This is a genomic window from Micromonospora sp. NPDC005979 (assembly GCF_040614415.1).
Lineage (GTDB): Bacteria > Actinomycetota > Actinomycetes > Mycobacteriales > Micromonosporaceae > Micromonospora.
In genome coordinates this window covers 1-11,402 of the sequence record NZ_JBEXUR010000016.1, presented here as the reverse complement: position 1 = coordinate 11,402, position 11,402 = coordinate 1, and the positions used below count along the sequence as shown (strand labels likewise).

General features: G+C 71.5%; 4 protein-coding genes and 2 pseudogenes. 3 read left to right on the top strand and 3 right to left on the bottom strand.

The window, feature by feature from the left end; all coding sequences use genetic code 11:
* Both ABZ272_RS24135 and ABZ272_RS24130 read left to right on the top strand, forming a co-directional pair.
* Nucleotides 1–284 (top strand): annotated as a pseudogene (locus ABZ272_RS24135) (hypothetical protein); the annotation flags it as partial.
* Between the two features lies 1 nt (nucleotide 285).
* Nucleotides 286–975, top strand: a complete 690-nt coding sequence (locus tag ABZ272_RS24130; protein WP_355052189.1) for a class F sortase — start codon at nucleotides 286–288, stop codon at nucleotides 973–975.
* A 71-nt stretch (nucleotides 976–1,046) separates the two neighbouring features.
* Here ABZ272_RS24130 and ABZ272_RS24125 read toward each other — a convergent pair whose 3' ends face one another.
* Nucleotides 1,047–6,128: an NAD-glutamate dehydrogenase gene (locus tag ABZ272_RS24125; RefSeq protein WP_355052188.1), complete on the bottom strand. Its 5,082-nt coding sequence runs from the start codon at nucleotides 6,126–6,128 to the stop codon at nucleotides 1,047–1,049.
* Nucleotides 6,129–6,414: 286 nt separating this feature from the next.
* Between ABZ272_RS24125 and ABZ272_RS24120 the strand changes: the two genes are divergently transcribed.
* Nucleotides 6,415–8,379, top strand: coding sequence for a penicillin-binding transpeptidase domain-containing protein (locus tag ABZ272_RS24120; protein WP_355052187.1), 1,965 nt, complete (start codon nucleotides 6,415–6,417; stop codon nucleotides 8,377–8,379).
* 772 nt (nucleotides 8,380–9,151) lie between these two features.
* Here the strand turns inward: ABZ272_RS24120 and ABZ272_RS24115 are convergent.
* Nucleotides 9,152–10,132 (bottom strand): annotated as a pseudogene (locus ABZ272_RS24115) (arginase family protein); the annotation flags it as partial.
* An 83-nt stretch (nucleotides 10,133–10,215) separates the two neighbouring features.
* Entirely contained in the window at nucleotides 10,216–11,136 is a 921-nt protein-coding gene (locus ABZ272_RS24110) for a tetratricopeptide repeat protein (RefSeq protein WP_355052186.1), read from the bottom strand.
* Nucleotides 11,137–11,402: the final 266 nt, after the last annotated feature.

Below are 11,402 nucleotides of genomic sequence, written 5' to 3'. Positions count from 1 at the left end.
AGGGCTGGGACAAGGGCGGCCGCGACGACGAGCGTGAGTTCGTCTACTACGGCGAGGCCAAGGTCGACAAGGACGCCAAGCCGGGTCGCTACGAGCTCAAGGGCTCGTGCGGCGAGGGCGAACTGGTCGTCCTGCCCCACGGCGGGGTCGACGGTGGTGACGGCGGCGTCAGCACCGGCACCGACCGTGGCCTGGCCACCGGCGGCGCGAGCCTGCTCGGCGCTGCCGCGCTCGGCGGGATCGTGCTGATGCGTCGTCGGCGGACCGATGGTTCGCTCGCCTGACGTGACGGCGACACCGGCCGGCGGCCGTCACGGGAGACCGTGGCGTGCCGCCGGCGCGGCCGTCGTCGTCACCCTCGCCATGATCGGCGCCGGCATGATCGGCGCCTCGTTGCAGACCACGCCCGCTCCCCGACCCCCACAGCCGCTGGCCCAGGCCGGCCCCGAGGTCACCGGGTCGGCGGTCCCCGACAGCGACATCCCACCCGTCGACGGCGGAGCCGCGCCGACCGCTCTGACCCGGTCCGCTCCGACCACCATCGAGATCCCCCGGATCGGCGTCGACGCGACGATCATGTCGCTGGGCACCAACCCGGACGGCACCGTCCAGGTCCCCCCGCTGGAGCAGGCCGACCAGGCCGGTTGGTACGAGCCGGGCGCCAGCCCCGGTGAGATCGGTAACGCGGTCATCGTCGGGCACGTGGACTCGGCGAAGCTCGGCCCGGCCGTCTTCTTCGACCTCGGCGCGCTCGTGCCCGGTGACATGATCACCGTGCGGCGGGCGGATGGTCAGCCGGCGACGTTCCGGGTCGACTCGGTGAAGTCGTACCCGAAGACGGCCTTCCCCACCGAGTTGGTGTACGGGCCGAACGACCGGCCTGGCCTGCGGGTGGTGACGTGCGGCGGTCAGTTCGACGAGACCGTGCGCAGCTACCCCGACAACGTGGTCGTCTTCGCCACCCTGGCGGCATGACCAACCCGTACACGAAGCGGTCCGGCCGGTCGGGGTGACCCGACCGGCCGGACCGCGTCCGGCGTAGCGACTCAGGCGGCGGCGGAGGTCCGCACCAGGGTGCGGATCTGGCGCAGCAGCACGGACAGGGCAGCGAGATCGGCCCGCGACTCGTCGAACTCCCCCATCGCCTGGCGGGCCCGGTGGATCGACGTGGCGTTCGACTGCTCCCACTGCTGCACCCGCTCGTGCGGCGGCAACTCGTCCCCGGTGGAGTCGAGAACCTCGGCGGTGAGCGCGGCCAACGCGGCGTACAGGTCGTAGCGCAGCGCCATCCGCGCGAGGGTCTGCCAGCGGTCCTCCCGTGGCAGCAGGGAGATCTTCGACAGCAGCGAATCCACCCGGAACAGGTCGGAGAGCACGAAGTAGACCGAGGCCACCTCGCCGACGTCCCGTCGGGTGCGGGTCGCCGTCTCCACCACGTCCAGCAGGCCGAAGCTGTACATCAGCCTGGTCGCCTGCTCCGCCAGGTCGCGGGGCAGCCCACGCTCGGTCATCGAGTCGATGTGCGCCGCGATGGCCTGCCGCTCGCCGCCGTAGAACAGCTCCTCCAGACCCGGCAGGAGCCGGGCCACCCCGTCGCGCAGCCGGGCGATCTCGGTGGGCACGTCGATCGGCGAGCGCCGGTTGGTGACCAGCCAGCGCACGGCCCGGTCGAGCAACCGACGGGTGTCCAGGTACACGCTGGTCTGCAACTCCGGCGAGACCTTGTTGTCCAGCGCCTCCACCGCGTCCCAGAGGTCACGCAGCCCGAACACCTCACGGACCACCACGTACGCCCGGATCACGTCGGCGGCGCTGGCGGCGGTCTCCTCGACGACCCGGAAAACGAACGAGATACCGCCCCGGTTGATCGCCTCGTTGACCAGCACGGTGGTGACGATGTCGCGCCGCAGACGGTGCCGGCCCATCCGGTCGGCGAACCGCTCACGCATCGGCGTCGGGAAGTAGTTGACCAGAACCTCGGACGTCCACTCCTCGTCGGCCAACCCGTCGGTGAGGATCTCCCGCTCAAGGACGATCTTCACGTACGCGAGCAGCACGGCGAACTCCGGCGCGGTCAGCCCGGACTCGCTGCGTACCGCCAGCTCCTCGTCCGGCGGCAACGCCTCCAGCGACCGGTCCAACGCGCCGGACCGCTCCAACTCGTTGATCATCCGACGGTGCACCGGGAGCAGCGACGCCGCCTGCGCCTGGGCGTTGTTGATCGCCCGAGCCTGGTCGTAGTTGTCGCGCAGCACCAGCTCGGCGACCTCGTCGGTCATCCCGGCCAACAGCTCGTCCCGCTCGGCGGTGGTCAGCTCGCCGTCGGCCACCGCGGTGTTCAGCAGGATCTTGATGTTCACCTCGTGGTCGGAGGTGTCCACACCGGCCGCGTTGTCGATGAAGTCGGTGTAGATCCGACCACCGGTCAACGCGTACTCGATCCGACCGAGCTGGGTCCAGCCCAGGTTGCCGCCCTCGCCCGCCACCCGGCAGCGCAGGCTCCGCCCGTCCACCCGGATCGCGTCGTTGGACTTGTCGCCCACCTCGGCGTTGGTCTGGGTGGAGGCCTTGACGTACGTGCCGATGCCGCCGTTCCAGAACAGGTCCACCGGGGCGGTGACGATCGCCTTCATCAGGTCCTGCGGCGAGATCTGCGTGACGTCGTCGTCGAGGCCGATCGCCGCCCGGACCTGCGGCGTGATCGGAATCGACTTCGCGGTACGCGGGAAGATGCCGCCCCCGGCCGAGATCAGCTCCGGGTTGTAGTCCTCCCAGGAGGAGCGGGGCAGGTCGAAGATCCGTCGCCGCTCCGCGTACGAGGTGGCGGCGTCCGGGTCGGGGTCCAGGAAGATGTGCCGGTGGTCGAACGCGGCCACCAGCCGGATGTGCTCGGAGAGCAGCATCCCGTTACCGAACACGTCGCCGGACATGTCGCCGACGCCCACCACCGTGAAGTCCTGGGTCTGGGTGTCCAGGCCCAGCTCGCGGAAGTGCCGCTTCACGGACTCCCAGGCGCCACGGGCGGTGATGCCCATCTTCTTGTGGTCATACCCGGCCGAACCGCCGGAGGCGAACGCGTCGCCCATCCAGAAGTTGTGCGCCAGCGAGATCTCGTTGGCGATGTCCGAGAACGTCGCCGTGCCCTTGTCCGCCGCGACCACCAGGTACGGGTCGTCGCCGTCGTGCCGGACCACGTCGTCGGGCGGCACGATCTGCCCACTGACGATGTTGTCGGTGACGTCGAGCATCGCGCCGACGAACTCCTGGTAGCAGGCGACCGCCTCGTCCCGGTCTCCCGGCTTCTGCTTCAGCACGAAGCCGCCCTTGGCGCCCACCGGCACGATCACCGTGTTCTTCACCATCTGCGCCTTGACCAGGCCCAGCACCTCGGTCCGGAAGTCCTCCCGACGGTCGGACCAGCGCAACCCGCCCCGGGCCACCGGCCCGAACCGCAGATGCACGCCCTCGAACCGGGGCGAGTACACGAAGATCTCGAACTTCGGTCGGGGCGCCGGCAGGTCCGGGATGGCCTGCGGATCCAGCTTGAACGCCACGTACGCCTTCGGCCGCCCCCCGACCGGCTTCTGGTAGAAGCTGGTCCGCAGGGTCGCCTCGATCAGCGTCAGGTACGAGCGCAGGATCCGGTCCTGGTCGAGGCTCGCCACGTCGTCGAGCGCGCCCCGGATCGTCTCCACCAGCTCGCCGCTGCGCTGCTGCCGCTGCTCGGCGCTCAGGTCACCCGGCGCGAACCGGGTCTCGAACAGCTCCACCAACAGGCTGGCGAGCTTCGGGTACGCGATGAAGGTCTGCTCCATGTAGTCCTGCGAGAAGACCGTGCCGGCCTGCCGCAGGTACTTGGCGTACGCCCGCAGCACCACCACCTGCCGCCAGGTCAGTCCGGCGCGCAGCACCAGCTCGTTGAACCGGTCCACCTCGGCCTCGCCGCGCCAGGCCGCCGCGAACGCGTTCTCCACGTGCGGACGGACCTCGGCCAGCTCGTGGTGCCCCTCGGGCAGCATCAGGCCGAAGTCGTACAGGTAGACCCGACCGTCGATCCGGTCCACCTCGTACGGGTGCTCGTCGACCACCCGTACGCCGAGCGAGTGCAGCACGGGCAGCACGGCGGAGAGCATCATCGGCTCCCCGTACCGGTAGACCTTGAACCGCACGTTCATGTCGTCGGGCAGATCGGCGCCCGGCACGCGGGTGCCCGGCCGGGGCGCGAGCTGCTTGCGGAACAGGTGCATCTCGAGCTGGCCGGGCTCCTCCAGCAGCTCCAGCTTGGCCAGGTCCTTCATCGCCTCGTACGGCGTGTGCCCGTCCTTGTAGCCCTCCGGGAACGCGTCGGCGTACCGGGCGAACAGGTGCTTGGCCTGCTCGTCGCCGAGCTTGCGCTCCAGCACCAGCCGGTAGTCGTCGTCCCAGAGCCGGGTCGCGTCGGCCAACTCCTCGGCCAACAGGTCGGCGTCGATCTCGCCGGGCGGCCGGGTCGGATCGGTACGGACGATGAAGTGGATCCGGGCAAGCATCGACTCGGTGACCCGGGTCGTGTAGTCCACCCCGACACCGTTCAGCTCGCGCAGCAGGATGTCCTGCATGCGCAGCCGGTTCTGCGTCGTGAACCGGTCGCGGGGCAGGTAGATCAGACAGGAGATGAACCGCCCGTACGCGTCGCGGCGCAGGAACACCCGCAACTGCCGGCGACCCGCCATCCGCAGCACGCCGATCACCGCGTGGTACAGGTCGTCGGTCTTGATCTGGAACAGCTCGTCGCGCGGGTAGGTCTCCAGGATCTGGAGCAGGTCCTTGCCCGAGTGGCTGCGCCGGCTCAGGCCGGAACGGTCGAGCACCTCGGCGACCTTGCGTCGCACCACGGGCAGCTCCCGGACGCTGGTCCGGTACGCGGCGGTGGAAAACAGCCCCAGGAAACGCCGCTCGCCGATGACCTCGCCGGCCTCGTTGAAGATCTTGAAGCCGATGTAGTCCAGGTACGCCGAGCGGTGCACGGTGGCCCGCGAGTTGGCCTTGGTGATGATGAGGAGGCGCTTCTCCAGCACCTTCTCGTGTGCCTCGGGCGTCATCGAGGCCAGCGACCGGGCATCCGGGGAGTCCGAGCGCAGGATGCCCAGCCCGGTGCCGAGCACCGCTTCGAGGGCCTTGCCGTCCACCGGGTCCGCGGGGTTTCCGTCGGGGGCGTCGACCAGGCGGTACTCGCGGTAGCCGAGGAACGTGAAGTGGTCGTGCGCGAGCCAGCGCAGCAGCTCCACCGAGTCGGTGATGTCCTTCTCCGGCACGGGCGGGCGGTTGTCCGAGGTACGGGCCGAGGCCAGCTCGTCGGCGAGCGCGAGGGCCCGCTGACGCATCTTCGGCCAGTCCTCCACGGCCTCCCGTACGTCGGTGAGCACCCGTTGCAGCTCGCGCCGCAACCGGTCCCGCTCGGCCGCGTCCCGGACCGGGTCGATCTCGATCCGCATCCAGCTCTCGACGATGTCACCGGCGATCGCGTCGTCCGGCTCCACGTCCGCCGAAACCTCGGTGAGCTGGCCCAGCGGCTCACGTCGGACCACCACCAGCGGGTGCACCAGCAGGTGTACGTCCAGGTGGTACGAGTTGAGCAGCGCGGTCACCGAGTCGACCAGGAACGGCATGTCGTCGGTGACGATCTCGACGACGGTGTGGTGCTGGTCGGCGTGCGGCTCGTGGATCCGCAACTTCAACTCGCCGGGCACCCGCTGCTGCGCGAGGTCCCGGTGCGCCCGGGCCGCGTCGAGCATCTCCTCCGCCGTGAAGCCGACCAGCTCCTCGTCCGGGGCGAACCGCCAGAAACGGCCGACCAGGGTCGCCGCGTCATGGTCGTCCCCGGCGAGCGCGACGGCCTGGGCCACCAGCCGCTCCGCGTTGGGTACGGGTTCGTCGAGCTCCGCGTCCTCCACGTCGTCGGTCAACGCCTCGGTCGGCAGACCCAGATCGTAGATGGTGTCGATGCTCGACCCGGTCAGCCCTGTGACGCCGGTGTCGAGCCGGCCGTAGCCGTCCCCGTCGGTCGCCGAATCGAAGCTGTCCTCGTCCCGCCCGGAGTCATCCGGTCGGAGGTCGGGTTCCGGTTTGATCGCCGGACGCCGGTCCATCGGTGCCACTCCCCTCGACCCACCGCGTTGTGGGTCACTCTGCCGCCCAGCCTAGGCCTGCCGTTTGCCGCCATCGTCGGCGGACCACTGGCGGGACGTCCGGATCGGGACTTCGTCCTTTCACCCGTTGCGGGTCCGAGGTTGGCCGGTTGCGGGATACCCCGCCGCGCGATGTTCATCACACCGGCTCGGTCCGTCTTTCCGCACGTCGAGGACTTCCCGGGACGTTGGGCACAGCGCTCGCGTACTACCGTGCAGGGCAGCACGAGATCGGAAGGACCGCTTCATGACCTTGTCCTACCCCCGCCCAAACCGGTCGAACCGCGCCCGCCGGGTGGCCGCGCTCACCGCGTCCCTGCTCACCGCCGGTGTGCTGGCGGCGTGCTCGGGAGACGACGGCCCGGAGCGCAGCGCCGACGCCTTCCTCGCCGGTTGGCGCAGCGGCGACCTGCAGGCGGTCGCCATGGTCGACTCGACCGGCGCGAAGACACCGGCGGCCGAGGTGAGCAAGGAGATCAAGGAGCTGTCCGGCGAGCTGGCGACGACCCCGCCCACGCTGACCCGGCAGGGCGAGCCGAAGATCACCAAGAACATCGCGACCACCACCATCCGGGTGGACTGGACGCTGCCGGGCCAGACCCACTGGACGTACGACCGGGAGCTGCGGCTCATCCAGGGCGACGACGACCAGTGGCGGGTGATGTGGGAGCCGCGGGTCCTGCACGAGCAGCTCACCAGGGGCGACCGGCTGGCGCTGCGCCGCGATGCCGGCCCGCGTGCCGGCGTACTGGACGCGGCGGGCACGCCGATCGTGTCACCGCGCCCGATCGTGCGGGTGGGCGTGCAGCCCAACCAGGTCACCGACATCAAGAAGCTGGTCAAGGATCTCGACGCCGCCTTCAAGGCGATCCGTCCGGCTCTGGTCCCCGGCGTCGACCTGGCCGACCTGCCCAAGCGGGTCGCCGAGGCCGACCCGGGAGCGTTCGTCGAGGTGGTGACGCTGCGCGAGGACGCGTACAAGCAGATCAAACCTCGCATCTACGACCTGCCCGGCACCAAGTTCATCTCCGACAAGCTCGACCTCGCACCCACCCGGGAGTTCGCCCGCGCGCTGCTCGGCAGTGTCGACCAGGCGCAGGCCGACGACCTCACCGCCCACCCCGACAGGTACGTCGCTGGCGACCTCGTCGGACACGGTGGCCTGCAGGGCCGCTACGACGAGCGGTTGCGCGGCGCCCCCGGGCTGACCGTCCTGGTCGAGCGGCCCACCGAGGATGGCAAGCTCGCGCCCACCGGCACCGAGTTGTTCCGCCGCGAACCCCAGCCGGGCCAGGCGCTGAAGACCACCCTGGACGTGGCCACCCAGAACGCGGCCGACGGGGCACTGCGCGCGGAGCCGCGCCGCTCCGCGCTGGTCGCGGTACGGGTCAGCGACGGCGCGGTACTCGCCGCCGCGAACGGTCCCGGCCCGGCCGGCGAGAACCTGGCGTTCAGCGCACAGGTGCCGCCGGGCTCCACCTTCAAGATGGTGAGTGCGCTGGGCCTGCTGGACCGGGGCGCGGTCACTCTGGACGGCCCGGTGGAGTGCAAGAAGACCTTCACCGTCGACGGCCGCTCCTTCAAGAACTCGGACAACTTCGAGTTGGGCTCGGTGCCCTTCCGCACCGACTTCGCGAAGTCCTGCAACACTGCCTTCGCCTCGCTGGCGCCGAAGCTCGGCGGCGACGGGCTGGCCGCCGCCGGCCGGTCCCTGGGGCTGGAGGGGCAGTGGGACCTCGGCGTCGATGCCTTCACCGGCAAGGTCTCCACCGGCGGCAGCCCCGCCGAGCAGGCCGCCGCGTCGTTCGGCCAGGGCACCACGCTGGTCAGCCCCCTGGCCATGGCCGGTGCCACCGCAGCCGTCGCCCGGGGCCGCTTCGAGCAGCCGAAACTGCTGGTCGACCCCGCGCCGGCCAAGCCGGCCCCGCCCGGCGAGCAGCTCAAGCCCGAGTCCGTCACGGCGCTGCGCACGATGATGCGCGAGGTGGTCACCGCCGGCACCGCCAGCGCGCTCAAGGACGTTCCGGGCGGCGAGGTGTACGGCAAGACCGGCACCGCCGAGTTCGACGACAACCCGGCCCACACGCACGCCTGGTTTGTGGGTTGGCGGGGTGACGTCGCGTTCGCCGTGTTCGTGGAGAAGGGCGGCGCCAGCACCGCCTCGGCCGTCCCGATCGCCGAACGCTTCCTCCGCGCCCTGCCCACCTCCTGAACCACCCGGTCCGGGCCTTGATCCACTCGGTTTCGCTGAAACCGGGGCGTCCAAGCCGTCCGGACACCCCGGTTTCGCTGACACCGAGTGGATCACGGGTCGGGTGGCCGCGAGCGGGTCAGGCGGTGTCGGCCTGGGGCCCTTCGGGTGCGTTCTGGGCCGGCGGGGAGGGCCGCCGCAGCAGACCCGGGCCGGCCGACGCCGGCGGACCGACCGGCTCGCGCTCGCCCGTGCCCGCGATCTGCGCCGCGAGGCCCGACGGCTCGACCGTGCCCGCGATCTGCGCCGCGAGACCCGACGACTCGCCCGTGCCCGCGATCTGCGCCGCAAGACCCGACGGCTCGACCGAGGCCGCGATCTGCGCCGCGAGGCCCGACGGCTCGACGGAGGCCGCGGGACCCGGCGGCTCAATCCTGGCCGCGATCTGCGCCGCGAGACCCGACGACTCGCCCGTGCCCGCGATCTGCGCCGCGAGACCCGACGGCTCGGACGGGGACCGGTCGCGGATCACGGATGGCTCGGCCTCCGCCGGGACCTTGTCGGCCGCCTCACTCCTCGACAGCGGAATGCGGGAGGAGCCGAGGCCGGGAGAGGCCGCGCCGAGGGTGTCGTCCTCGTCGAGGCCCTCGCCGTCGAACTCATCGAACCGGGCAGCGCCCGCGACGGTGCCCGCACCGCGATCAGGGCCGGCAGATTCCGGGACCCGTGCGGCATGATCAAGCCCGGCCGACCCGCCATTGCGCTCGGCACGGTCGGACCGGCCGGCGGCCGTCCGCTCGGTGGCACGACGCGCGGCGGGCGTGGGCCGGGGCGACAGCAGCCGCGGCGGCATCGCCTCCGGGGCGCTGACGGGCGCCAGACCGGCGACCACGGTGTTGACGATCTCGGCGGCGTACGAGCCGTCCGGGTCGTAGTCGGGGTCGAAGACGGTCAGTTCGACGCCGAGGCAGTGTGGCGTGTCGACCAGGCCGGCGAGCAGGATCTCCAGCTCGGCGAAGGCGATGCCGCCGGGGTCGGGGGCGTCGACGGCCGGCATCACCGCCGGATCGAGGACGTCGACGTCGATGTGTACCCAGTAGCCCGCGCAGTCGGCGAGCTGCTCGTGTGCCCACTGGGCCGTCCGGGCGGCGCCCTCGGCGCGCAGCGCGGGGACCGGGCGGGTGGTGATGCCGGCGGCCTGGAGGTCGAGGCGGTACTCGTCCTGCGCACGGATGCCCAACACCACCACGTCGATGTCGCGGAAGTAGGGCCGGCGACCCTCCAACGCGGCCAGGTCGGCCTGCCCGCGCCCGGTGACCAGGGCCAGGTCCTCCCCGGCGGCCGCGCCGACGTAGGAGGCGTTGCCGGGGTGCCGGAAGTCGGAGTGCCCGTCGACGAAGACCAGTCCGATCCGCCCGCCGACCGCCTCACCGAGGCGGTGCATGGCGAGCGCGGAACCGAGCAGCACCGAACAGTCGCCACCCAGCACCACCGGGAACTCGCCCCGGTCGATGATCGAGCCGATCCGCTCGGCGAGCGCGAGCGAGTAGTCGGCGATCTCCCGGGCGTGGCACACACCGTCCCCGGGCCGCCAGTCACCGGGGTCGTACCGGGGTGCGGTGAGGCACCCGGCGTCGCGGGCCCGCAGCCGGGCCAGCAGGTCGTGGTCGCGCAGCGCGCCGGGCGCCTTGGCGCAGCCCGGCACGGAGGTGGACGTCGGCGGTCGCAGGCCGAGGTTTGTCGGCGCGTCGAGGACGGCGATCCGGCGCATCATGAGCTCCCGTCCCCGGTGGTCGGGCGGGCCGGCGAACGCCGGCCCGCGCTGGCGTACTACGCATGCACAGTCGTGCTGCGAACTCAGAACAGGGCGCTGGCCAGTGCCCTGCGGGCCGAGGCGACCGCCGGATCGTCCGGGCCGGCGATGGAGAAGAGCGACACCAGGTGCTGGCGGACCGTCTCGCGGTCCTCGCCGGCGGTGCGCCGGACCAGACCGACGAGGCGGGCGTACGCCTGCTCGGCCAGCCCGCTGAGCACCTCGATGTCGGCGGCCAGCAGTTGGGCCGCGACGTCGTCGGGGGCGCTCTCGGCGGCGGCCAGGGCGGCGGCCGGGTCGGCGCCCGCCACCCGGCGTGCCACGCCGACCTGGGCGAGGCCCGCCGTGGCCGCGGCGTCCGCGGGGGCGTCGGCGAGGATCTTGCGGTACGCCTGCTCGGCGGCGTCTAGGTCGCCGCTCATGAGCGCGTCGTCCGCCTCGTCGAGGCGCGGGTCCTCCGGCTCGGCGACGGTCACGCCGCCGGCCTTGAGAACGGCCTGGATCCACTGGCGGAGCTGGGCCTCGGGCACCACACCGGAGAAGGCGTCGATCGGCTGGCCGCCGACGACCGCGTAGACCGTCGGGACGCCCTGGACCCGGAACATCTGGGCGATCCGCGGGTTCTCCTGCACGTCGACCCGGGCCAGCAACCAGGTGCCGCCGCCCTCGGCGGCCAGCCGCTCGAGCACCGGGGCGAACTCGTCGCTCTCCGGGAAGCCGGCCGCGCCGAAGAAGACGATGACGGGCATGGCCATCGACTGCTCGAGCACCGCGGACTGGATGGTCGCTTCGGTGACGTCGACGATGGAGGCGTTGTCGGCGGTCGGTGCACCCGGCGTGCCGGCGGACGGGCCGCCCTGCGGGGGTGCGCCGGGGCGGGTACCGGCTGGTGCGGGGCCACGCAGCGTGCTGAGGTCGACCGCGCCGCGGGTGAAGATCGACGAGGTGATCCGTGGGTCGCTCATGGTTACCTAGTCTCGCACGTGGGCCCGCGTTCCCGGCTCACCCACAACTCCAACGTCGCAACTCTCACGCCTATCGGACAACGCGAAACGGCCCCCCGTTCCCAGCCCCGCCGATCTTGCATTTTCGGTTGGCGCTACGTCACTTTTGCGGCTTATGCCGCGACAGAAACCGCAAGACGCTTCTATGTCTGTGGTGATCGGTTCGGCTGGTTGCCGTTAGGTTCGGCGTCGATGATCGCTTGGGTGACTCATTGTCGATCCGGCCG